Origin of the sequence: Endozoicomonas sp. ISHI1 (assembly GCF_024606225.1) — a bacterium.
Taxonomy (GTDB): domain Bacteria; phylum Pseudomonadota; class Gammaproteobacteria; order Pseudomonadales; family Endozoicomonadaceae; genus Endozoicomonas_A.
Genome location: NZ_JAGRPU010000027.1, coordinates 27,761 through 52,959, shown reverse-complemented (window position 1 = coordinate 52,959; position 25,199 = coordinate 27,761). Strand labels below are relative to the sequence as shown.

The 25,199-nt window shown below is 47.4% G+C and carries 16 protein-coding genes; 4 read left to right on the top strand and 12 right to left on the bottom strand.

What is annotated here, in order from left to right:
* Window positions 1-80: 80 nt before the first annotated feature.
* A complete protein-coding gene (gene rnr, locus KBW69_RS16495; protein ID WP_257281569.1) occupies window positions 81-2,630 on the bottom strand; it encodes a ribonuclease R in 2,550 nt (849 codons plus the stop codon).
* 398 nt (window positions 2,631-3,028) lie between these two features.
* On the opposite strand from rnr, the gene KBW69_RS16490 reads away from it, so the two are divergent.
* Complete coding sequence (locus KBW69_RS16490) at window positions 3,029-3,700, top strand: OmpW family protein (protein ID WP_257281568.1); 672 nt, start codon at window positions 3,029-3,031, stop codon at window positions 3,698-3,700.
* 153 nt (window positions 3,701-3,853) lie between these two features.
* Here the strand turns inward: KBW69_RS16490 and KBW69_RS23865 are convergent, their stop codons facing one another.
* Together KBW69_RS23865 and KBW69_RS16480 are read right to left on the bottom strand one after the other, a co-directional pair.
* Window positions 3,854-5,749: a hypothetical protein gene (locus tag KBW69_RS23865; protein ID WP_257281567.1), complete on the bottom strand. Its 1,896-nt coding sequence runs from the start codon at window positions 5,747-5,749 to the stop codon at window positions 3,854-3,856.
* Between the two features lie 62 nt (window positions 5,750-5,811).
* Window positions 5,812-7,827, bottom strand: a complete 2,016-nt coding sequence (locus tag KBW69_RS16480; RefSeq protein ID WP_257281566.1) for a hypothetical protein — start codon at window positions 7,825-7,827, stop codon at window positions 5,812-5,814.
* Window positions 7,828-8,089: 262 nt separating this feature from the next.
* On the opposite strand from KBW69_RS16480, the gene KBW69_RS16475 reads away from it, so the two are divergent.
* Window positions 8,090-8,515 (top strand): OmpW family outer membrane protein, encoded by a 426-nt coding sequence (locus KBW69_RS16475; protein ID WP_257281590.1) that lies wholly within the window; start codon window positions 8,090-8,092, stop codon window positions 8,513-8,515.
* 42 nt (window positions 8,516-8,557) lie between these two features.
* Here the strand turns inward: KBW69_RS16475 and KBW69_RS16470 are convergent, their stop codons facing one another.
* The 3 genes from KBW69_RS16470 to KBW69_RS16460 all read right to left on the bottom strand — a co-directional run bounded on the left by KBW69_RS16470 (window position 8,558) and on the right by KBW69_RS16460 (window position 11,477).
* Entirely contained in the window at window positions 8,558-9,850 is a 1,293-nt protein-coding gene (locus KBW69_RS16470) for an adenylosuccinate synthase (protein ID WP_257281565.1), read from the bottom strand.
* Between the two features lie 136 nt (window positions 9,851-9,986).
* Window positions 9,987-11,171 carry an ATP phosphoribosyltransferase regulatory subunit gene (locus tag KBW69_RS16465; protein WP_257281564.1) on the bottom strand — a complete coding sequence of 395 codons (1,185 nt, stop codon included), beginning with the start codon at window positions 11,169-11,171 and terminating at the stop codon, window positions 9,987-9,989.
* 120 nt (window positions 11,172-11,291) lie between these two features.
* Window positions 11,292-11,477, bottom strand: coding sequence for a DUF2065 domain-containing protein (locus tag KBW69_RS16460; protein ID WP_257281589.1), 186 nt, complete (start codon window positions 11,475-11,477; stop codon window positions 11,292-11,294).
* Between the two features lie 476 nt (window positions 11,478-11,953).
* Between KBW69_RS16460 and KBW69_RS16455 the strand changes: the two genes are divergently transcribed.
* On the top strand, window positions 11,954-14,893 hold the full coding sequence (locus tag KBW69_RS16455; RefSeq protein ID WP_257281563.1) for a death domain-containing protein: 2,940 nt from the start codon (window positions 11,954-11,956) through the stop codon (window positions 14,891-14,893).
* A gap of 330 nt (window positions 14,894-15,223) precedes the next feature.
* Here KBW69_RS16455 and hflC read toward each other — a convergent pair whose 3' ends face one another.
* The 5 genes from hflC to miaA all read right to left on the bottom strand — a co-directional run bounded on the left by hflC (window position 15,224) and on the right by miaA (window position 20,934).
* Entirely contained in the window at window positions 15,224-16,102 is an 879-nt protein-coding gene (gene hflC, locus KBW69_RS16450) for a protease modulator HflC (protein ID WP_257281562.1), read from the bottom strand.
* Window positions 16,099-17,277 carry an FtsH protease activity modulator HflK gene (hflK, locus tag KBW69_RS16445; RefSeq protein ID WP_257281561.1) on the bottom strand — a complete coding sequence of 393 codons (1,179 nt, stop codon included), beginning with the start codon at window positions 17,275-17,277 and terminating at the stop codon, window positions 16,099-16,101. Before hflK ends, hflC begins: the two co-directional genes overlap by 4 nt.
* Before the next feature lie 470 nt (window positions 17,278-17,747).
* Complete coding sequence (hflX, locus tag KBW69_RS16440; RefSeq protein WP_257281560.1) at window positions 17,748-19,037, bottom strand: ribosome rescue GTPase HflX; 1,290 nt, start codon at window positions 19,035-19,037, stop codon at window positions 17,748-17,750.
* 359 nt (window positions 19,038-19,396) lie between these two features.
* Complete coding sequence (gene hfq / locus KBW69_RS16435) at window positions 19,397-19,654, bottom strand: RNA chaperone Hfq (protein ID WP_034836467.1); 258 nt, start codon at window positions 19,652-19,654, stop codon at window positions 19,397-19,399.
* A 308-nt stretch (window positions 19,655-19,962) separates the two neighbouring features.
* Window positions 19,963-20,934, bottom strand: coding sequence for a tRNA (adenosine(37)-N6)-dimethylallyltransferase MiaA (gene miaA / locus KBW69_RS16430; RefSeq protein WP_257281559.1), 972 nt, complete (start codon window positions 20,932-20,934; stop codon window positions 19,963-19,965).
* A 247-nt stretch (window positions 20,935-21,181) separates the two neighbouring features.
* On the opposite strand from miaA, the gene KBW69_RS16425 reads away from it, so the two are divergent.
* On the top strand, window positions 21,182-23,074 hold the full coding sequence (locus KBW69_RS16425; RefSeq protein WP_257281558.1) for an autotransporter domain-containing protein: 1,893 nt from the start codon (window positions 21,182-21,184) through the stop codon (window positions 23,072-23,074).
* Between the two features lie 124 nt (window positions 23,075-23,198).
* On the opposite strand, the gene mutL is transcribed toward KBW69_RS16425, so the two are convergent.
* On the bottom strand, window positions 23,199-25,139 hold the full coding sequence (gene mutL / locus KBW69_RS16420; protein ID WP_257281557.1) for a DNA mismatch repair endonuclease MutL: 1,941 nt from the start codon (window positions 25,137-25,139) through the stop codon (window positions 23,199-23,201).
* Between the last annotated feature and the right edge of the window lie 60 nt (window positions 25,140-25,199).

Here is a 25,199-nt window from a genome sequence, read left to right as displayed (position 1 = left end):
CCAGAGCAGATGACAAAGAAAGATCAATTGACTGATCAAAAAATCAGAAAGCAAAGGAGTGCCGCCTAACCACTTTCAAATCACTTAGCTTTTCTCTTTCCCGGCTGCCTGCCAGCAGGTTTTGCTGAAGGCTTTTTATCGGCTACTGGCTTCTTACCTGCTGACGGCTTCCTATCGGCTGACGGCTTCCCGGCTTTCTTGCCAGTGTTTTTAGCCCCGGCTTTTTGCTTGCGGTTGGGCTTTCGCTTCTTACCTGTCGTCTTCTTGCCTGACTCTTCAGACTTTGCCGCATCCAAGAGAGCTTTTTTTGCCGCCCGACTCTTGGCCACATTGGCTAATGGCTTACCACCTTTTGAGGGGCTTTTTCGGGGTTTACGAGAACGAGAGGGTCTCAGTCCAGCGCCTGTGGATAATTCGAAATCAATTTTCTGGTCATCCAGATTGACGCTGGCAACCATGACTTCGATATCATCACCTAGCCGATAACCTCTACCGGTTCTTTCACCCACCATGCGATGGTGAACGGAATCATAGTGGTAATAATCACCTGGAAGGCTGGTAACGTGTAGCAACCCCTCTACATAAATATCATCCAGGGCGACAAACAGGCCAAAGCCGGTCACAGACGAAATGACACCGGAATACGTTTGTCCGATATGTTGCTGCATATACTCACACTTCAGCCAATCCATAGCATCCCGCGTGGCTTCGTCTGCCCTGCGTTCGGTCGCAGAACAATGCTCGCCCATAGCCAGAACTTCATTGCCATCATAGGGATAAATAGTCTTTTTGTTCATCTCACTGGCGCCCACACGAACAACGTGACGGGTTTCAACGGAAGAACGAATAATATGACGAATAGCCCTGTGCACCAGCAGGTCGGGATAGCGACGAATCGGCGAAGTGAAGTGCGCGTATTCGTCAAAGGCCAACCCGAAGTGCCCCTGATTATCCGAGGTGTAGACTGCCTGACTCATGGAGCGCAGAACGACAGTCTGGATCACATTGTAATCAGGACGGTCTTTGACCGATGCCAACAGAGCCTGAAAGTGAGCAGGCTTCAGTTTACCCGCTGGCAGCGATAATCCGAGACTGGCAATAAAGCTGTTCAGGTTGAGCCGCTTCTCCATAGTGGGCCCTTCGTGCACGCGATAGAGCCCGGGAACCTTATGCTTCTGAAGAAATCTGGCAGCACAGACATTGGCGCAAAGCATACATTCCTCAATCAGCTTGTGCGCATCATTGCGGACAGCAGGAACAATTTTTTCGATTTTTCGGTTACGGCCGAAGACGATCTGTGTTTCCACCGTTTCAAAATCAATGGTGCCACGTTCAGAACGAGTACTTTTCAGAACCTTGAACAGGTTGTAAAGCTCTTCAACATGAGGAAGCACCGTTTTTCGTTCGCGACGCAGAGCTTTACCGTCATCACTAAGCGGCTTTGAGAGCATTTCCCAGACCTGGTTGTAGGTCAGACGGGCATGGGAGCGGATCAGGCCCTCATAGAACTTGTAACCGGATATTTTACCTTTGCCGCTGATGGTCATTTCGCACACCATGGCCAGACGATCCACTTCAGGATTCAGAGAGCAGAGTCCGTTAGACAGTACTTCCGGCAACATAGGAATAACATGCCCCGGGAAGTACACAGAAGTGCCCCGGTTATAGGCTTCCTTATCCAGAGCTGTTCCGGGCTTTACGTAATGAGACACATCCGCAATGGCTACTAATAAACGCCAGCCACCACTTTTTTTGGTGTCACAGTAGACCGCATCATCAAAGTCTCGGGCATCTTCACCATCAATGGTAACGAAAGGCGTTTCTCTGAGGTCCACACGGTGCTTTTTGTCCCGCTTAGCCACTTCCGGCTTGAAACGGGCCACCTGCTCTTCCACTTCAGGAGGCCACTCATGAGGAATGTCATGGGTCCGTAATGCGACGTCCACTTCCATTCCGGCATCTTGCCGCTCGCCCAATACTTCTTTGATCAGGCCCACTGGCTGAACACGGCGGCCCGGCTGCTCAAGAATTTCAACCAGAACATATTGCCCATGGCTGGGCATCAAAGGACCGGGCTTAATATGAATTTCGCGATCAATTCTGGAGTTTTCCGGTACCACAAAAACATTGTCGTTTTCCATGTAAAAGCGCCCTACCAACTGAGTGGTATTACGCTCTATGACTTCAACAATCTGACCTTCACGTCGTCCTTTACGATCAACACCGGTTTCGCGAATAACCGCACGATCACCATCAAAAGCCTTGCGCATTTCACGCCATGAGAGGTAATAGTCTTCCCCACCCTCATCAGGAATAAGGAAACCATAGCCGTCCTTATTACCCTGAATACGCCCTTTGACCAGATCCATTTTACTGAGCAAGCCATAGGTTCCCTTGCGGGTTTCCAACAGCTGACCATCACGAATCATGGCTTTTAGGCGGAATAAAAGAGCTTCCTGCTGCTCTGGCACAGTTACACCCAACTCACGGCACAATACTTTATGGTTCGCCGGAGCCCCTCTTTTTTCCAGAGTCTCCATAATAAACAGACGACTGGGAATGGGGTTGTCGTAGCGGGCTGCTTCATCGGCAGCCTGGGAGTCCAGTTCTTTCCACCCTTTTTTGGGCATAGAGTTTATCAACCTCTCGGTGATCAAATAATGTCTGTATGCAGTGTAACCCTACTCCGGGTAACTAGCAGCCTGTCGGACTTAAGGCTGTCCTACTGCGGTTGCAATAAATTGGTCTAAAAATTCCTGCTTCTTCGTCAAATAGCTCGCTATTCTCCTCAGAAGCAGAAATTTTTATCCTCAATTTCTTGCAATCCTCGCTACGGACGCTTAAGTCCGACAGGCTGCTAGCGCGCATCTTTGCCTAGTATGCCCATACTTGCAACAGAATTCCTACCGTATATGTGTTGGCACACAGGGCGATGCATTGATTCAGGTCAATATTGCGTTACTACCAATTAGTTAAACTATTAATAGTTAAGAAGTAAACTTTCTGCACCCACACACAAGGGACCACTATGAACAGAAACGTTCTCTCATTCACTATTGCTGCAGCTGTTGCTGTTTCTGCTGCCTCTGCTCAGGCTTATGAGGCCGGAGATTTTATTTTCCGGGGCGGAGTTGCCAGTGTTCAGACGGATGTTGATAGCGGGGGGTTAGAACTCAACGGGGTTGAGAACAAGAACGCAACAGTTGACGTCAACAATGACACCCAGCTGGGACTCTCCTTTACCTACATGCTGTCGGATAAGTTTGGCGTTGAGTTGCTGGCAGCTACCCCGTTCAAACATACTCTGAAAGGAAAAGGTGATCTGGCAGGATTGGGGGATTTTGCCGAAGTAAAACACCTGCCGCCTACTGTGAGCCTTCAGTACTATCCAATGGACAAAAATTCCAGATTCCAGCCATATCTGGGCCTTGGTTTGAACTACACCGTTTTCTTCAGTGAAGATTTCAAAGGCTCCGCAGGTAATGACTACAGCGATCTGGAATTAGACAGCTCATTGGGTCTGAGTGGACAACTGGGTTTTGACTATCAGCTGAACGAGCACTGGGCCGTCAATGCTGCCGTATGGTACATGGATATCAATACCACAGCGAAGTTTAAGAACAATGCCGGAAACCGCTATAAGCTGGACGCAGAACTGGACCCACTGGTTTATATGGCCGGTGTTTCTTACAAGTTCTGATTGAAAGGGAATCCCCGCCAGTGAATGAGGTTGTCGTAAAAGGTAGCGAGCGCAGCCCTTTTTCGACAGCCTCTCAGTCGTGAGTTTGAAAAGTCTGCTGTCATGACGGAAAAATAGCTAGCGAGAAGCTTGCCACTTTATGAGATTTCCGGGTTAATCCTCAACCATATATTCAAGAAGATCTGGATGTTCAGCCTCTATCATTTCCCTGAGTAAAGGCAAGGTGTTAACTGAATGGCTGACACCGTTGACCAGTTTAAATGTCGGCCTTGGGATGCCATCAACGGTATCAATGGTCTGCATATATTTATTGTCGAACATTTCAGGCTGCTTTTTTGCAAGTTTTTTCAACAGACCAAAATGGGTGGATAACAGTAGCGTAAGATGGGGCAACTGACCCAGCTCTTCGGCGATAATATACGAGCCTATAGCAGCCTCTTGTGGATTTGTGGTTCTTAGCAGTTCATCAGCAAGAACAAGATCTCTGCTCTTGTTGGTTCTGCCTCGAACAATTTTAAGTAAATGGCTAACCTGATTGACTTCTGTTTCAAAAGAAGACCTTCCAAGCTCATCATTTTTTTCCATAAGAGTATTGATAGATGTGTAGGGTCTCAGGGTAAATGTTTCAGCAGAAGCAATACCAAGGTTTTGAGCCAAAAAGGCCACATTAATACCCAATGTTCTGAGAAAAGTCGATTTCCCGGAAGCATTAATACCTGTCAGAATGACATTTCTGACTTTTTTTCTTCCAGCACCAATATGGATATCAGAAGCGACTCCCTGTGAAGAGTCCAAACCAGGAGGCCTGAGCTTCTCGGCTGAAAGGTATGGACGCCTGGAATTACTTTCATCAAACTCAACAAAGGTATAAGGGTTTTGCTCAGAATTGATCTGTCGGCTGACAGAAAGCATAAAGTCGATCCATGAAAGCTTTTTCAACCACCGGTTAATTGAGCCATGCAGCAAAACAACAATTCTCATTGCACTGGCAGCATGCTGTATGCTCGATGATGAGAAATATCCATAATCTTCGAGCGTCAAAAGCTTCATCTGCTCCATAAGTATTCTAAGTAAACTTTCTTCTTTATCAGTGAAATTAAATAACCCGGTATTTTTTCCAAGGTTATACAGAGCTGAGAAAAAAGGACGCAGTAATAGTAACTCTGAAGTAATTTCTCTATTGACTCTTTTCAAATCATCGTGATTCTGCTGGAGCGATTTGAGTTTGTATAACGTACTTAAAGCTAATGACCACGGAAGAATGTAGCTTCCTGTTTTCTCCGTGATAACCAAACCGTTCCATAATATGCTTTGATCAGTATGTATGTTGACATTTCTTGATGGGGTACTTAATTTAAACAGCCACCCCGAAGTCAGCAACCCTAAAACTGGCATGATATACATCAAGGTTCTGAATTGTGGCGTCACCCCATGAATATTATTCTGAAGCATTAGCTCCTGCATAGCTTTTTCATTTTTTAATTCTATCCCTATGAGTGATTCCGACTCGGCCCAAGTGCCTTCATCATGAAGTAAAATGGGCATATGAAAGAAGTAAAAGAATGGATGTTTTTTATCCAGAAGCCGAACGACCGGATTAATATATTGATTAATTTCATCAATACTTGATACTAAAGCGGTAGCTGTATTGGGAGCCATTAAACTGCGAAGGATCTCTTTGCGTTCCTTCAGTGTTTTAATGCTACTTGTAGAGCCTGTAACCAGTTGACAGGCTCCGTACACTTCTCCAAGTAATGAGGTACCTGGAAACAGCCTGTCATACAGGTGAGCGTACCCATCTTTCCTGAACACCTGCATATCCTGCCATATATCCGTCTGAAACATACCCTGAATCTCAGCAGACTGAGAGCATTCAGGATAAAGATGATGCAACAGCAACTCTCGCTTTCTTCGAGAGGAGAGCTCTTCATGAGCTGTATGAGAAGAACTTTCCTCACTCTGATATGCCTCTGACTGGAACGATTGATTGTCAGAGTCCGAAAACTTGATCAGGTATTGTCTTTCAAGGATCTCATAAGGTGTTTGCACAGCCTGAACCTGGCTGGTTATCAGGCAAACTGGCAATAGGAACAGATGCCGTAGAATCATACTTAATGTGCTCGGTAAGTACGTATTTTTTCAGCAATATCAGGCAGTTCAGACTGAAAAGTTTCAGCCAGAAATTCAAGCGCAACTTTGCACTTGTTAGGGCCTTCCTCTATCTGATAGGTCGGCCTGATATAGCCAGAGCTGTTTGTCATCCCCATGTGCATGATGTTAAAGGATTCCTGCCATTCGCCTGTATCAGCCAGGTCATAATGAGTGGATATCAGTGCCATTAAATGGCTTTGTCTTCCGAGAGCTTTTAAAACAATCTCAAAACCTTTTCTACCATCATCAGGGTCTGTAGTACTGAACAGCTCATCAAAACAGACAAGCTTGTTTTCGTTATTTATTATGCCTGGCTTCTTTAAAAGCTCTGATACGTAGCGCAACTCTTCCATGTAAGACGACGACTCCCCAGCCTTGTCAAACTTGTCCATGTAGCTTCCTGCTTCATGAAAAATACTCGCTTCATAGGATTTGGCTGCGGCAACTCCCAGGGTCTGGGCAAGAAAAATACTGTTCAAGGTAACAGCCCTCATAAGAGTGGATTTTCCGGATGCATTATTGCCTGATAGCAAAAGTCCCACTCCAGTAACCGGTTCTGTATTATACTCCAGCTCCTCGTTGTCTTTGAGATAACTCCCTGCACACCCAAGCTGCAATGTATTAGAAACAGCAGTACTGTTATCAAGCAAAGGATTCCAGAAGCCCACCATGGAAAGACAAGGCTCAGGCTCTGATCTGAATCGGGCAATAGTGACTTCATTAGCATTTTCAACAGCCTCAGAAGCATGCATACGAGCAGCTATCGCCAGAAACAAATCCATTTCCCCTACTTTAAAGATAACCTTGGCGAGAACGTCCTTTATCCTGATCAACTCTGTCGCATGTAATATCACAGCTTCTGCATTGCGACCCTTTACGACAGCTCCAGCAAGATTTTCTGTTGCTTCGAGAAAGCCAATAATTTCTTCAAACTCCTTTGTGGTGAAATGAATTTTTAACGCTTCAGGCAAACCATCTGATAGTTGCCAGTCAACCACTTGCTGCAGGTAACCAGAGACAGCACTTATATATTCTTTGAGCATTTGACCGCTCACTCTGCGCTGTCCAGCAAAATATTCTTCTAGCCTGGACTCAAGAAACCATATCCACTGGTTCAAGCTTATGCTGACTACAACTCCACCCCAACTGCATAATGACTGTGCTGAACAATAAGTCGGCTGTCTCAGTGCTGAAAGTATCAATGCCAGGTAACCAGAAAAAGTTAAAAAGTGCGTAGATATTGATAATATTCCACTGCCTACAGGATGGCTCCACAGCTGCTGAAAAAAACCCTGATTCATGTATGACTTTAACTCTTCCTGAACAACTTCTGAATTAAATAAGGAGTCCTGATAATAAATGTCAGCTAATTTTGGTTCCCACTGTCTGAGCCCTGATAGTTGTTTTTCTATTGATGAGTAATCCGGATTCGTAGCCAGTATTTGTTGTATTCTTTCCTGCCGGTTCTCAATAGTCGATACATCGGAAGTCGGCCACTTTGCCAGAACCATCAGCCGAAAGACCTGCCCTGCCAGCGTATAAGCCGGGAAAAGACGATTTAAAACCGTTGATTGCTTTTCTCCTTTTTCGCCAGCCGCTTTGGTGTCGATCAGGATTTCCTGATTCATTCGCACAGGATGGGTGGCTTCAGAAAAAAATGCATACAAAACAGGCACCAATGCAGCCAGAGCTTGCAATTCGTTATTCTTTTTAGCTTTTTTTTCTTCCTCTATCTTTGAACTTAAATTACCTTTATTTAGCTCGTAACGAAGAGGACTGACGTATTGATACTGTTCGATATCAACAGCATTAATGTCTTTTTTTTCATAGCGCTGACCTGAAAATGAAACGAAGAGTATACGGCTTATTTCCTCCTGAGTATAAGCCCATGCTTTTTTCAGAAAAATCAGTTGAGCTGTAAAAACAATCACAGTAAGGCAAAAGAAAATTCTCGCGGTACAACTTGATTTTTTCAAAATAACTTTACCAGAAAAGCGTCGCCATTCAACGAGAAACGTTTCTACTAAAAAACAATATTAAAATATTCATCTGTTAATCTGATACTTTCAAACATCAGAAATTTTACCCAAATAAACAGCAGAGTCTGTTGTTTTTTAGAATATTAAGATATAGACAACCTTGAAAAATATTCAAGGTTTTTTCACCCTCAGAACTAATAGCTCACCGTGATTCCTGCACTCTGCTACATCTGCCCAAGCTTATGAGACCTGAGGTTTTATTTTTCGTGGCGGAGTAGCCAGTGTTCAGACGGATGTGGACAGCGGGAGTTTAAAAACCAATAGGGTTGAAGACAAAAACACTACAGCTGACGTCAACAATAACACTCAGCCGGGGCTCTCCTTTACCTACATGCTGTCTGATAAGTTTGGCGTTGATTTGAGCTATACCGTTTTCTTCAGTGAAGATTTCAAAGGTTCCGCGGGTAACACCTGCAGCGATCTGGAATTAGACAGTTCATTGGGTCTGAGTGGACAACTGGGTTTTGACGATCAGCTGAACGAGCACTGGGCCGTCAATGCTGCCGTATGGTACATGGATATCAATACCACAGCGAAGTTTAAGGACAATGCCGGAAACCGCTATAAGCAGGACGCAGAACCGGACCCATTGGTTTACATGGCCGGTGTTTCTTACAAGTTCTGATGGAGAAGAAATCCCCGCCAGAGAACCCGGCGGGGGGCTGGATCAGCCGAAAGGCTGCTCCAGAATAATGGTTTCTACACGATCCGGGCCGGTAGAAACGATGTGGATCGGTGTTCCCACCACTGCTTCCAAACGACGGATATAGGCACGAGCGTTCTCAGGCAGATCATCCAGACTCCTGGCGCCGAAGGTAGACTCGCTCCAGCCTGGCACTTCTTCGTAAACCGGTTGAATCGTTTCGTATTCTTCAGCATCGACAGGAGTCGTGATCGACTCACCCTGAGCATTCTTGTAGCCGGTGCAGATCCTGATGGTTTCCAGACCATCCAGAACGTCCAGCTTGGTCAGGCAGAGTCCGGACACAGAGTTGATCTGTACAGACTGACGCAGTGCGACAGCGTCAAACCAGCCACAACGACGAGGACGGCCCGTAGTGGCACCAAACTCGTTACCCTTCTTGGCCAGGTGCATACCCACATCGTCAAACAGTTCAGTCGGGAAAGGACCGGAACCGACACGGGTCGTATAAGCCTTGGTGATGCCCAGAACGTAGTCGAGATAAAGAGGGCCAAAACCACTGCCGGTAGAAACGCCACCGGCGGTTGTGTTGGAAGACGTTACGAACGGGTAGGTACCGTGATCGACATCCAGAAGAGAGCCCTGAGCCCCCTCAAACAGGATGTTATCACCCTTGCCATGATGCTCGTGAACCTTGTCGGTCACACGCTCAATCATCGGTTTGATCTGCTCACCCATGGCCAATGCTTCATCCAGAGTCTTCTGGAAATCGACAGTATCAGCCTTGTAGTAGTGCTCCAGAGCAAAGTTATGGTACTCAATGACTTCTTTCAGTTTCCGGGCAAAACGCTCAGGGTGCAGCAGATCAGCAACACGCAGTCCACGACGGGCTACCTTGTCTTCGTAGGCAGGGCCAATACCACGACCGGTGGTACCGATTTTATCCTTGCCACGGGCCACTTCGCGAGCCTGGTCCAGGGCAATGTGATAAGGAAGAATCAGCGGGCAGGACGGGCTGATACGCAGACGTTCACGAACAGGAACACCACTGTCTTCCAACTTATGAATCTCTTTCAGCAAAGCTTCAGGAGACAGCACCACGCCATTACCGATGTAGCATACGACGTCTTCACGCAGAATACCGGAAGGAATCAGGTGCAGAACGGTTTTTTCACCGTCGATCACCAGTGTGTGGCCGGCATTATGGCCGCCCTGGAAGCGCACAACCGCTTCTGCCTGCTCGGTCAGCAGGTCAACGATTTTGCCCTTACCTTCGTCACCCCATTGAGTGCCCAGTACGACAACAGTCTTACCCATGGTAAACGGTCTCTTACTTTCTAGAATAAACAGACATGACAAAGTTCAGTTCAAAAGATTTTCTGAACCAACTCTCATGCATCTGTGACAGGCCGGAAGAAGCTTGATCAACATCAGTTTCGATCAAACTTCCGGGTTATTCTACAACCCACTCTCCGTCACGGCAGACCAGCTGCCGGTCGCAACCCGTGCCCGCAGCGTCTGTCTCTTGTTCGGGCAGTTGGTAAACTACCCGCTGTCCCTGCCGACGCAGTTTCTGCACAACGGCAGGGTCTGCATCAACAGGAGCAAATATCGTCACTCGTTCATCATCGGCATCCGTTTTCAGACTCAGAAGACCCTTCATCTCAATTAATGTCTTCAAGTCAGTACTGAACCCGGTGGCAGGGCGGGCTCTGCCAAAGACTCGCCCGATGCCATCGTATCGACCACCTTTGGCAATCGCCTGCCCCTTTCCGGGAACATAGGCCGCAAACACGACGCCTGTATGATAGTTATAACCGCGCAACTCACCCATATCGAGGTAGAGGTTGGCTGACGGGTAAAGCTCAGCGACCCTGCCAGCAATCACTTCCAACTGGTCGAGCGCTTTGAAAACTGCCTCTGGCGCGTCTTTCAGTAACGCACGGGCATCATTTATCACACTGGCATGACCTGTCAGGGATGCCAGCGCTTGAAACATGCTTGCAGTACCCGAACAGATTTGCCAGCTAGCCAGCAGCTCAGACACTTCGCACGCTGCTTTTCTTTGCAGAGCATCAAACAGTTTCTGCTCCTGTTGTTCGCTCAGTCCGGCATATTCCACCAGTGAACGATAGATCCGGACATGACCCAGGTCGAGGTTCACAGACTCAATACCGACCGCTGCCAGTGTTTCCAGCATCAGGGAAATAACTTCAATATCACTCTCAACACCGCTATGACCGTAAAGTTCAGCACCCAGCTGAATGGGGGACCTTGTGGCTCCCAGCGACGCCGAACGGGTGTGAAAAACACTGCTCGCGTAACAAAGTCGAACCGGCCCTTTTTCTTTCAGGGTGTGAGCGTCAATTCTGGCAACGGCTGGCGTGGTATCCGCCCTCAAACCCATCGTTCTGCCCGTGAGTTGATCCGTCACTTTAAACGTCTGCAACTCCAGATCGTGACCCACGCCGGCTGTCAGTGACTCCATGAACTCCAGATGCGGAGGCATCACCAGTTCGTAGCCCCAGCCATCGAATAAATCCAGCATCTCACGACGCAGCATTTCTGCCTGACGCGCTCTTGGAGCGAGAATTTCCTCAATGCCATCTGGCAATAACCAGCGATCTGCGACGGTCATAACAGCCCTCTTTTTTTCGCTTTTTACCACTGTTCCCGGAGCCTGACTGAGAATAGACTGCCGACCTCACTTCGGGCGCTATTCTCAGTCAGGCTCCCAGAGCGATAGATTATTTCGCCCTTACGTGAGCATACTCAGGATTATGAGTCCTACCAACATGCTGCCAAAGCCTGCCATACGCAGCTGCCGGTTATCAATCTCTGACAGCTTTGTAACCATATTGCGCCAGCGCTGGGGATAAAGGAAAGGCAAGACGCCTTCCAGAATCAGCATGAGACTGAAGGCTATGCCCAGATGTTGCAACATATCCACAGATGACTCCCCAAAGCTTTCCAGTCCGGACAGGTCCACAAAAAAACCGGGCAGAACCCGGTTTGCGGTATCATACCACTGGCTGAAGCAGAGTTCACGACCAGCTATCGATTATTTATCATTCTCTGGCTTGTCAGGAAGCTCAGCAACACTGTTTCTTTCCTTTATTGTCACATATCACAAACCGGGTCCCACCCGGTTTTTTTGAGCCTATCCCCTGGGGAGTGTTCATCTGGATATGATGAAACATCGGGGCACAGCCTTCAGTCTCATGCTGATTCTGCTGGATGACGTATTGCCAAGAATGCTTCCCCGGTGCTGGAGTAACCAAAGGTGGGCCTGAATGTCTTTCCTTCTTTTCTTTATTTCCCGGGCACGAAGAAGCCTGGCTTCGATTATAAATAAAACGGCTTCAGATTTAGGGTCTATTGTTATGCCTCAACAATAAAAATCTATGGGCAAATTCAATCATGAAAGCAGTAAGATTTCTCACCATGCCGCGCCTGTTTATGTTACTCATTCTATCTGTCATGTTGCCGGTGTCCGGCCACAGTTCTTATGTTTCTTACGTTTCCAACCTGTTGAGCTGGACAGGATGGGGAGGCTCTTTCACACCCCTGAAGACATCAGAACTTATTAGCAAAATGTCGTTTATGGAGAACAGTCCGCCGCTTCACCTTGTTTACGATCTCAAGACTACTTACGATAAAAGCAAGCCAGCAGGACTGGAAAAAAATCAGCTATATGTCAGCCTGGATAGCAAGGCAGGCGATATATTTCATTTTTGTTTCAGAACTCCCCCCTCGCCATCTACGGAACATTTTCCCTCACCACCAGTGATTACAGAGGCTTCAACAGGACAGGGTATGCCGGATATTCAGGCTGGGAAAATGAGGCTGGTCGAACTCACACCAGACAGAAGCGGCTGGCAACACGAGTATCTGGCCAGATGGCGTTTACCGGCAGGAAAATCGTCGCTAGTGCTGTCGGTTCAAGACAATAGCAATCAATGGAGTATACAACCGGATTGTAGCGGTATTTTTTCGGAGCACACCGTTTTACCGTCACCCTCCGATGACAACACCCCTGTTAGCAATAGTTCCGGCAGTACAAAGCGATCATTTGTCGATATTTTTTTCCGTACCCCCCAGGCTCCTGAAAATGAGTTCAATAATCTTGACGACACCAGCCACTCCAATACGCCTTTTGCAATACCCGGAACCCCTGATGTCACCGATAACAGCGAGCCATACGCAAACTCTGGCGGCGGCGGTTTTGGTGGCGGCGATGATTTAGACGATTTATTTAAAAAAAGGCCGGGAGGTGGTATCGCTCCGCTTTTTTCTTTTGAACTGATGAGTAATCTGGTCAGCAGAGTGATCCTGGTGCGCCTACCCGACGCTAACGATCAGCTCGTTAAGAAACGGGTTTGGGAAACCCGGATTGTTCTCAAAATCAAACGGGGTTGGAATGAGCAGAACGTCCTTATTTCACAGCAACTGTGGGATAAGATAAGGGGTGCAAACCTTGAACGGAATTCGGGACTGTTTTTGGCATTACTCAGGAGTCCGAATAATCCGGAAGCAGCATTTGATCATTACCTGAGTAACAACCCACAACAGACAGAGGACTACCGTGGTTATGCAGAACAAGAGTTCATTTTAAGCCCAAAACAATTACGCAGTGTGTCAGTCTTTCCGGGCAGCTGCCCAGAGGGGATCGGCTGCCCAACAGGGACTGAAACGATCGAAAAAGGTGTTTCCAGAGTTAATTTAAATGCCCCTCCCTCCTACAGCCAATCTCAAGCAGACTATCTTCATCAAAAGCGACACGCCCACGGTGGAAGCGGAAATGGGGAAGACGATGGTTCCGGTGGGGCACCAAACACCAGAATTTGCCAAACTTGTCAGAAAAACCGACCTATATTCTACGACAATATGTGCTTTGATTGCGCTAATGCCGGAATGGTTGCATTTGAGCAGAATCTTAGCGGACCACCTCCTATCGTAAGAAACAAGGAAATACCGGTGGCCTTGGCAAAAGTGGTTGATACCTCAGCTATCAAAATATTACGCTGGCTCGTTGATTTGGTCTACGAAGGACGGGAATTGAATCTTTTTCACCACAGCATGTTCTACCAGAAGTATGAGCTTTATAACCTTTTAACTGAAAGCTTTTTGTCGCACAAAGAGACTCTGGAAAGATTTCATAAGTACTGGGTTAAATTTTCCAGAGGTCAATTATCTGCTGGCAGTTTGATTCTTCAGGTCGGGGCACTGGCGAATAATCATGGAATCGATAAGCATACTGAGGTAGCAAGAATTGTTAAAACACTTGCCCGTCACAGGGACATATTTGAAACCAAAGATCACTTGGATAAATTAAAAGAAAACAGATTAGAAAATGAGCTGACAGGCAATAACCTTGTAACACACAATGAGCTATATAATCTCGTATATTCACGCGTAGATAATCAAAAGATAAAAGAATTAATAGATTTCATTTATCAAATATTCAAACAAACCAGTGATTTGCTAACAGAGGAAACGGTTCCTTCTAAACAGGATACATTTACACATTTAGGCACCTTATCCAGAAAGCTGAATAGAGATTATGGTTTTGGCTTTCCGGTTTATAATGATGGGAAGATAGACATTAAGCCCTGGGGCATGGGACTATATACTTTTATTACTCAATCTAACAGGTATCGATTAGAAAGAAATATACAATCTCAAACACTTGATGGCCTTGGATTTGATGTCTCTGACGATAATCCATCCACACCTGAACAGGTTAAAGCTATAGTTACCGGTTTGGCTATTTTAAGCTCAACACTCTCGGGATATTACGGTTTCACACAAAAACTTTCTCTGGATCAACGTGAGCTTTTCGTTAACTTTTCCAAGCTTGCCAGAAAAGAGCTTGTTAATTTTCTGGAATCAACCAGTTCAGATCAAAAAAATGCGTTCATAAGTAGTATGTTTTTCGTCTTTGGCGAGATTCCCAGAGAGCTGGCTGATGAACTGACTCAGGAACAGCCACCTTCACTTGTCAGGGGCGCGCAGGCACCTCTGCAAGCATCAGTACATCGCCAGTATGAGCAAACAACAGGATACACTCTGGACTCGCCTCTACCTAAAGAAATATTCACGGATTATGGTTACAAGATAGGTACTAATTGGAAAATGTTTGCCAGACGTACGGAAGTGGATTTTGAAGAATATCAGTTGGACGCTATTGATACCGACAACAGACAAGTTACGGAAAAGGTAATGAAGATGCTGAATCAATGGAAGCAACGCTCTCGTCGACCTATTACCTTTAGAGACTTCCTATATGTCCTTAAAAAAATAGACCGAAATGATATTAGAAACTCGATAGAAAAAAAATATAATCTTCCTCAAATATAGAGTTTTAAAAAACAGTAGTTTCACTGTTTAATTCATATTCAGTCAAGAGCAACCATCTCAATATTGCAAAACAAGAGATGGTTGTATCTGATCACAGATTCATCCTTCAGGAGCCCGCCTCCTATACAATTTTTCTGGCCAGAATGCGGTCACCAAAACATCTACCACTACCACAGTTTTTTAACTGCTATTTGAAGTTTACTGGATAGGCCCACAAAAAAGCCGGGCAGAACCCGGTTTGCGACATCACAACACTCACTGAAGTAAGGGCAGCAGCATCGTTTCAGTCCATCCGGACCTCTGCAATGCCGTACCCGGCAGCCTGAACACTTACTTTTTGCTGCCTGACTGATTGTTCAGATAGTTGAAGAAGTCATTGTCAGGCTCCAGCAACAGGATGTCGCCTTTACTGTCAAAAGACCCTTTATAAGCTTGGAGGCTACGATAGAAAGCGTAAAATTCAGGATCCTGACGATAAGCCTTAGCATAAACTTCTGCCGCCTTGGCATCACCATCACCTCGAACAATCTCAGCTTCTTTATAGGCATCTGCCTGAATAACGCGCTGTTCGCGGTCCGCATTAGCACGGATACCTTCGGCCATTTCCTGACCTTTAGAGCGGTATTCCTGAGCTTCTTTTTCACGCTCGGAAGACATACGCTCGAATACCGAGTCACTGACCTGAGGTGGCAGGTCGACTTTCTTAACCCGGACATCAACCACAGTCACACCCAGCTCTTCCCTGGCCACTTTATCGAGATTACTGGTGATATCATTCATCAGCTTATCACGCTGACCGGATACCACCTCGTTCAGTGTCAGACCACCAAACTTGTTACGCATTCTGGATTCAGCACGCTGAGAAAGCAGTGTGTTAGCACGAAAAATATCACCAGCTGTAGACTTGTAGAATTTGGCTACATCCGCAATTCGCCACTTGATGTAGGAATCCACAATAACGGCTTTCTGTTCCAGCGTCAGGAAGCGCTCAGATGGCACCTCGAGGTGTTGCAGACGGGCATCAAAAATGCGCACGTTATCCACAAACGGGAATTTAAAGTGCAGACCCGGCTTGAGATTCGGGTTCACCAGCTGACCAAAACGCAGTTGCACAGCGCGCTCACGCTCGCTGATAACAAAGAGACAACTCCAGGCCAGAACCAAGATGACAAGACCGGCGATCAGGGCTGTAAAACCTTTCTGATTCATCGACCAACCCTCCCACTGCTACGTGCACTGTTCACTCGCTTGCTCAGCTCCTCTGCAACGCGATTACTGATGTCAGACAAATCCTGACTGCTCAGCTCAGATGGCTGGGCTGGCATGGATGACTTGCCCTGGGTCAGTCTATCCAGTGGCAGGTAGATCATATTATTGCCACCCTTGACATCCACCAGTACCTTGCTGGTGTTCTTCAGGACTTCTTCAACAGTTTCGATGTAGAGACGCTCACGTGTCACTTCAGGTGCACGTTTGTACTCTGTCAGCAGCTTGGAGAAACGATCAGATTCACCTTCAGCTCTGGCAATGACCTCATCGCGGTACGCATTTGCCTCTTCAATAGTCCGCTGAGCTTTACCACGGGACTCAGGAATAACCTTGTTTGCGTAAGCTTCCGCCTTATTCTTGGCACGCTGTTCGTCTTCCCGGGCACGGATCACATCATCAAAAGCGGCCTGAACTTCTTTTGGAGGCTGGGCACTTTCTATGTTGACTTTCCCAATGCGCAGCCCTGTACCATAGTTTTCCTGGTACTCCTGCAAACGAGTACGAACTTCCTGCCCCAGAACTTCACGCCCCTGGGTCAGTACCTGATACATCTCAGAGCTGCCGACGACATGGCGCAGAGCACTCTGAGTGGCCTGTTCAAGACTCATCAGTGGCTTGGCGACGTTCAGAACATAATTTTTAACGTCTTCAATGTTGTATTGGACAGACATGGAGACTTCAACAATGTTTTCGTCTTCAGTCAGCATCTGCTGTCTCAGGTTATAGGTACGAAGTTCAGTCACCTTTTCCTGAAACTTGCTTTCAAAAGGTGGGAAATACATGTGAAGACCCGGACCAACGGTCTCGGTATATACCCCGAAACGCAAAATAACAGCACGCTCTTTTTCATCGACGGTGTAAATTGCGTTCCACAGATAGGCGACAATTGCCAGAACTATGATTCCGATAAACATTCCTGAAGAAGAACCGGAGTCATTGCCCCCTCTGCCTGAACTGCCTCCGCTCTTGCCACCACCAAACATTGAGTTCAGTTTGTCCTGCAGTTTGCGGAATGCCTCGTCCAGATCAGGTGGCCCCTGATTTTTGCCACCACCGTTATTTTTTCCACTACCCCATGGATCCTGGCTGTTTCCACCCGGCTCGTTCCAGGCCATATATGTCTCCGTAGAGTCAGTAACGAATTCTCTGCCCAGCTGATGCGTCAGGACTTGGATGGTCCAAACTGGCTCTGTGAGCAAACTATTTTGCTGTAAAGCTGATCCTCGCCATCACGACAGGGTTATTCTCTTTACAACAGTACAAAAAAACCCATAAGGCGATCGGCCTGACAGATCTGTGAACGTGACCTTGCCCGGACAGGCGTATTGTCTCCCCGGTCGTGATCCCCGAAGGCTTGACTGGAAGAGTGAATATTCAGCACTTTTCCAACACCACGACTTTCGGATACAGACCAGTTGTGTCGTTCCGGGAGCCTGTCTAACTCAAGCTTTCGAGTATGAAATTATCTCAGGTCTGACAGGACTCCTAGGCCAGATTGTAGAGTTTGGACAGCAGGAAGTGCAAGCTCATATTAGTAATCACCGCATCTTCCTGACACATCACTGACTATTCGGTAACAATAATCCTACCCTTCTATCAGGCAATCTGCCTGCAACCCTTCCTGTTTAGCGACACGGTCAAAGTCACTTCTGGGCATACGGATAGCCAGCAAGAGCTCACCATTGTCAGAATACTCTTCTGACTGAATGGCACCCATTTGGTACAAACGTGCTCTCACTTTTCCTTGGGCAGCCCTCAGCAGCAGACGCCCCTGAACCATATCATCGCCCAGCAATTCGGTAATAGCCTTTTCGATTAACTCCAGACCCACACCGTCTTTTGCAGAGACCCAGACCCTTTCAGGTCGCCCATTATCATCACGCTGGATTTTAGGCGTTACCTCAGCCAGCAGATCAATCTTGTTATAAATCTGCAGTGCAGGTACTTCATTGGCATCAATTTCTTTGAGAACCTCATGCACTTCCCTGATGTTTTCCAGACGTTCCGGATCATGAGCATCGATCACATGCAACAGCAAATCTGCCTGACGGGTTTCTTCCAGAGTCGCCCGAAAGGCTTCGACCAGCTTATGAGGCAGGTGTCGAATAAATCCTACCGTATCCGCCAAAATCACCGGCCCCAGATCGGCAAGATCCAGCCTTCTCAAGGTTGGGTCCAGTGTGGCAAACAACTGATCCTGCGCATAAACATCCGACTGAGTCATGCTATTGAATAATGTAGATTTGCCTGTGTTGGTATAACCCACCAGAGAAACCTGCGGCACTTCTGCCCTCTTTCGGGAACGGCGCCCCTGAGCACGCTGCTTACGAACTTTTTCCAATCGGCGGGTAATGCTCTTAATTCTCGCCCTCAGCAATCTGCGGTCAGTCTCCAACTGGGTCTCACCCGGCCCCCGCAGACCAATACCCCCTTTCTGCCTCTCCAGGTGAGTCCAGCCACGGATCAGACGGGTACTCATGTATTCAAGCTGAGCCAATTCAACCTGCAGCTTACCCTCAAAGGTTCTGGCACGCTGAGCAAAAATATCCAGAATCAGTCCGGTGCGGTCGATGACACGGCATTCCAGCTCTTTTTCAAGGTTTCTTGCCTGACTAGGCGACAAAGCGTGATTAAACAGAACAACTTCAGCCCTTTGCTGAAACACGGATTGACGGATTTCTTCAACTTTGCCAGGACCCACAAAATAGCGGGGAGAAGGAGACCGCACGTTCACTGTGATAAAAGCCAGAGTTTCAACACCAGCGGAACGAACCAGCTCCATAAATTCCTGCGGATCTTCCCGTTCCTTGTCTTCACTCATATCCGGATGAACAAGGATTGCACTTTCACCACCTTCATGGCGTTCAAAAAACAAACAGAACTCCTGAAATTATTTTCTTTCACAAGGAACCAGTAACCATAAAGCAGACGTCGTTCCCGGATGACTCAAGACCAGATGGCATTATGGCAGGACGACAATGTTTCTCTTATGGCTGCTAACTGCGACCGGAACCATTCATTTACGCAGCAGAGAGTATTAAACGATCTGAATTATTCGTTAAAAACAAGCTGCCAGCGTGTCAGTATACCGCCCGATTATTGTTCTACACAGCTGTTTCTTCCATATGACACTGTTCATAGTGGAAAATGCTTCAATCGTAGACGCAGTGTTTATAAAACTCTTAAACGTCAAAAGGCGCTACGAAAGCGCCTTCTAATCAACCAGCAAAAAGTTCATTCTTGCTCGTCGTGCTCGGCCATGCCTTCCTGCCCCTGCATCGGCAGACGTACCGGACGGCTTGGCACTACAGTTGATACTGCGTGCTTGTAAACCATCTGGCTAACAGTGTTTTTCAGAAGGATTACGAACTGATCGAATGATTCGATCTGTCCCTGGAGTTTGATGCCGTTTACCAGGTAAATGGAAACCGGCACGCGCTCTTTACGCAGCACATTAAGGTAAGGGTCTTGTAGAGAATGCCCTTTTGACATTTCTGTACTCCTTATTAATTCTCGGGTTTTTGAATAGCCTTTGTTCACTTCTAGTTGGGCTATTCGCTCGACCGGCAGTGCCAGTACCTGATTGTTCAATCTGTGTACAGCCCAGAAATTCAGCCGGGCAACAGTAAGCGAAGCCCCGCACTGCCATCAATAGGTAATACTAGCTACTCATACCGGACCTGCAGAAACTATTGCAGGTGCTCACGTACCAGCCTTTTCCAATACACTTTGTCAATGATGTAACCAATACAAAGCCGGGGCCAGAAGAGTTATACAGAAATCACACTTCTTATTATTCCTTATTTGAGGACGGGCTTCAGCCATTTTAAGGCTTCTTCTAACCGGTTTTCCGACGTACTGTCCAGCCAGTGTATATCGGGCCAGCTTCTGAGCCAGGTCAACTGTCGCTTGGCCAGTTGCCGGGTAGCGACCACTCCTTTTTCCACCATGGTGGAGTAATCCATCTCCCCTTCAAGATATCCCCAGACCTGGCGATAACCCACCGCTCTGATGGAAGGCAGTGAAATATCCAGATCTTCCCTCTCATAAAGAGCCCTGACTTCATCCATAAAGTTGTGCTCCAGCATCAGCCTGAAACGGGTTTCAATGCGCTGATGAAGTATTGATCGATCCTTGGGAGCAATAGCCAGATTGACTACATTGTATGGCAGTCGACTGGCTTGTTGCTCCAGATGCCAACGGGAAAGTACCTTACCTGTCGCATAATAGACTTCCAGTGCCCTTTGCAGGCGCTGAGTATCCGTTGCTTTAATACGAAGTGCGGCTACAGGGTCGACACTCTGAAGCTCTTCATGAAGCGCCTGCCAGCCCTCAGACTCTGCCCTGCCCATCAATATTTCCCTGATTTCAGGATCCGCGGCTGGCAGGGGTGCCAAACCATCCCGAAGCGCCTTGAAATAAAGCATGGTACCTCCCACAAGAAGAGGTATGTTTCCCTTATTAGTAATTTCCGTCATTTCCCTGAGAGCATCCTTACGAAAGTCAGCTGCAGAATAAGGCTCGGAAGGATCCCGGATATCAATCAACCGATGAGGAGCCTGAGCCAGCTCCTGCGCAGAGGGCTTAGCTGTTCCTATATCCATGCCCTTGTAGACCAGTGCCGAATCAACACTGATCAACTCACAGGGAAGTTGCTCTGCCAGCTGGATAGCCAGATCGGTTTTGCCGGATGCAGTGGGCCCCATCAGGAAAATAGCCGGTGGCAGTTTTTCTTCAGAAGAGACCCTCTGTGTACTCGGTTCGGATGCCATAAACAGAAAAATAAAGCGTTATTAGAAAAACGGGTAGCCGAGTGTACCTGAAGCGTTCCCGGGTTCAAAAGCTATAGACTGGAAATTTATGAAAGAGTTCCGCGAACCTGACCGGGGATGGCAAAAATTTTTTAGCAATTTGTTGCCACCACAGTAAGGCAGTCTATTCTCGAACAGACCCTTAGTTTAATTGGAGCACAGGAACAATGGAATGACCGACGCCAACTGATCGAAAAACAGGTTTATCATGAAAGCAGTCCCGTTTTTAAAGCCCTCTTACCGAAAAGTACTTTCAGCAGCAGCTCTTTCTTTAACGCTATCCCCTGTAAATGCAAATGAACTTTATAGTCAGTTTTTTAGTTTTGGGGACAGTATCTCAGATACCGGCAACCTGAAAATCCCTTTTTCCGGGCGTTTGTTCCCACTCACTTTCTCAGACAAAACTTTATACAATCAGAATATTGCCGGCACAATGAGGCTTGATCTTAGCCCTTCTGTGACGGGTGGCAATAACTTTGCCGTGAGTGGCAACTCCAGTGAGGAAATTCTTTTATCAATCACGTCTGACAGCCCGTACACGCCATTAAATCCAGAGCAATTTTTCCAGGCTCAAAAGCAAAATACCTTCTTCATGAGAAACCAGGGGCAGGCAGATAAAAAAGCCATGTACATGGTTTTGGGAGGCAGCAATGATGTGGTATTTGTGGTGCATCAGCTTCGGACACCCCGGGAAGTTGCTCAAAACATGGTGGGCAGTGTCAATGCTCTCCAAAGCTATGGCGCTCGTTATATCGTTTTGCTCAATGTTCCCAATCTTGGAGAAACACCAGGAGGAGAGCGTGAGTTATCTGGCACCCGTGACCAACTCAGTATGGCCAGTAAAGCGATTGATGACGCCGTCCTCACAGAGCTCCAAAAGTCCAGTGCCAATATCTTCTATATGAATCTGTCTGGTCTGGTTACAGAGGTGTCTGATAACGCGGCAGCCTTCGGTTTCATTGATCTTTCCTCTGAAAATACCGATATCACCTGTATGGTTAAGGGTGAGCCAATTGGCGTCCCATGCAGAGCGCCTGATCAGGGGGGAGACCAGAGAGAACGCATCACAACGGGGGTTGCACAGAAGTCAATATTCTGGGATGGCCTGCACCCCTCCAGCGTCATGCACAAAATAGGCAGCGATTATATTTTGTCGGCCATCAGGGGGGCCACCGAAGTCGGCGGCTTGCCAAGAATTGCAGACTCTCACTCAGCCACACTGGATAACAATATTTTCAATGAACTGGCACAGCATCGCTGGAAAGACGCGGAATCAGGCACCTTGTCATTTTTTGGCGGCGGAGCCGGAGTAGAAAACCAGATTTATGACGCTGTTGGCAGGAAAGCCAATAACAACAAGGGCTATGTCATCCATGCGGGCCTGCACTACCAATTGACAGAAGCACTCAGGCTGGGTATCGCCATACAGGGTGCTGAAACTCGATACACACCCGAGCAATCCAACTATAAAACCGACAGTTTCGGCGGCAGTCTTTTTGCAAGTTACCAGGGAGAAAGGTTGTTTTCCAATGCGGCAGTGAACTATTTCGACCTCGATTATAAAAATAAGCGTGGTTTCCGTTTAGGTGCCCTGACACGTAAAGAAAGTAGCTCCACTACAGGTAAGCTCTATGGATTAACACTGGATACGGGCTATGCACTTTACGACAATGGCAATATAAAAGCAGGCCCCGTCGTATCCGCCAGTTATCATAAATCATCAGTAGATGGCTTTACCGAATCCGGAAACAATCTCTCTTCCATGGTATTCGGGGATCAGGAGCTGGACTTCAAGAATGCAGCAGCAGGTGTTTTTCTGGATGCCATTAACGACAGAACGCGTCTGGGCATTCAGGTTGATTACAACAAGGATCTCAATGATGACGACCTGAGAACCATTGACCTGCGACAGAAAATAGCTCGCCGTACGGCCTATCTACCCGCTGATATCACTAGCAACGATGCCTGGCGAATGAAGGTGAGAGTGGGGCACAGCCTGACAGCCGATATGGAAATTTACGGCAGCTACCAGTTCAGCAAGGCAGATGACTATCAGACAGATTATCAGGCCCTGCAACTAGGTATATCCTGGTCCATCTAAAGTCAGAGTTTTCTCGAATTGGGCTGTCTGGTTATTCTGTCAAAGGCCGTGGATGATTTGTTGGAGCGGAAAGGATAGTCAGACAGCCCTGCTTTCCTGGCGGATACACTGGCTCCAGGGTAAATTAGCGCCCTCGCAAAAACAGTTTGTCCAGCTGATCCAGTGTCAATAAGGTCCAGGTGGGTCTTCCATGGTTACACTGTCCGCTGCGTTCTGTCCGCTCCATGTCCCTGAGCAGAGCATTCATTTCTTCGGTTGAAAGACGACGATTAGCTCGTACTGAACCATGACAGGCCATGGTGGCCAGTACCTCATTTATCTGACTTTCCACACGATCACTGTCACCGTGCTGCATCAGATCTGAAAGCACATCACGGACCAGCTTTTCTACATCAGCATTGTGAAGCATAACCGGCAACTGACGCACCAAAAGTGTTTCTGGTCCCATTCGCTCAAGCGCCAATCCAAGCTGTTTGAAGTACTCATAATTTTCTTCGGCACAGGTCGCCTCACGATCACTGACAGCAATTGATTTTGGTACCAACAGAGGCTGGGCTTTAATACCATCGGCATGCCAGGAAATTTTCATCCGTTCATAAGTAATGCGTTCGTGAGCAGCATGCATGTCGACCAGAATCATCCCCTGCTCGTTCTCAGAGAGAATATAAATACCTTTCAGTTGTGCTATGGCATAGCCCAGGGGTGGGATATCTGCTGTCTGTTCTGGCAGATTTACGGAGGTAGACTGTTCGGCTGGAGTATCATTGATGGCTGAGGGCTGATCTTCCTGAAGAGAGCTTCGCTCCGTGGCACCTGAAGCATAAAGCTCACCGTATGCCTGAATCTGCTTCTGAATTTGATCTGGCAGAGGTGTTTCTCTTGCTTGTCTTGCACCTGAAAACGCTGACGGCTGCCCGGAAGCTGCACTATAAGAAAAGGAGGCACTGGCTGGAGCCGGGGACAGCTTCATACTTTCCTGACTCTTGAATTCGCCACCTTCAATGCCTGAGGCTTGGCTTTTGGGCTGTAAAGACAGAGCCGCTGAAGGCAGTTGATCTTCTGGAGACACTTGTCCCAGAGCACGATGCAACGTACTGAACAGGAAGTTATGGACTGTTCGACCATCCCTGAATCGGACCTCGTGCTTGGTTGGGTGAACGTTAACATCCACCTGCGCCGGATCAAGCTCAAGATACAAGACAAAGGTTGGATGCCTACCCCCATAAAGCACATCACGATAGGCTTGACGCACAGCATGTGCGACCAGTTTATCTCTGATTACCCGGCCGTTAACAAAGAAGTACTGAAGATCAGCGCTGGAACGGGAAAACGTTGGTAATCCTACCCAGCCCCAAAGCTTTAGATCTGAAACCTCGACATCAACAATCACCGAGTTTTCAATAAACTTTGGTCCACAGAGAGACGCTACCCGGCGATCTTTCTCAGCCTGTGTGCTGCAGGGTCTTAGTTGATGAATACTGCGCTGGTTATGCCTCAGACCAAACCCTACATCAAACCGGGACAAGGCCAAACGTTTTACGACTTCTTCGAGATGGGAAAACTCTGTTTTTTCTGTCCGCAGGAATTTCCGCCGCGCAGGGGTATTAAAAAACAGATCCTTGACTTCAATTGTCGTACCCACGGGGTGGGGCGCTGGATTTAAAACAGCTTCCATATCACGCCCTTCCGAACGAACCTGCCAGCCCGACTCCTGACCATCAACATGAGACGTTAATGTTAAGCGTGAAACCGAACTAATGGATGCCAGAGCTTCACCACGAAAGCCCAGGGTGCCGACACCTTCCAGGTCTTCCAGTTCAGAAATCTTACTGGTTGCATGTCTCGACAGGGCTAATGCCAGATCATCTTTGGCAATGCCATGTCCGTCATCACGAATACGGATTAATTTGACACCACCACTTTCTACTTCGACATTCACTCGTTTTGCGCCGGCATCAAGACTGTTTTCCAGCAGTTCTTTAACAACCGATGCAGGACGTTCAACCACCTCACCGGCAGCAATCTGGTTAGCAAGGCGGGTATCGAGTAAACGGATAGGTTTCATAGAGGTAGGTCAATCAGTCCGGTTTTATTGCCAGAAAGACTATCAGTCTCCATCAACTTT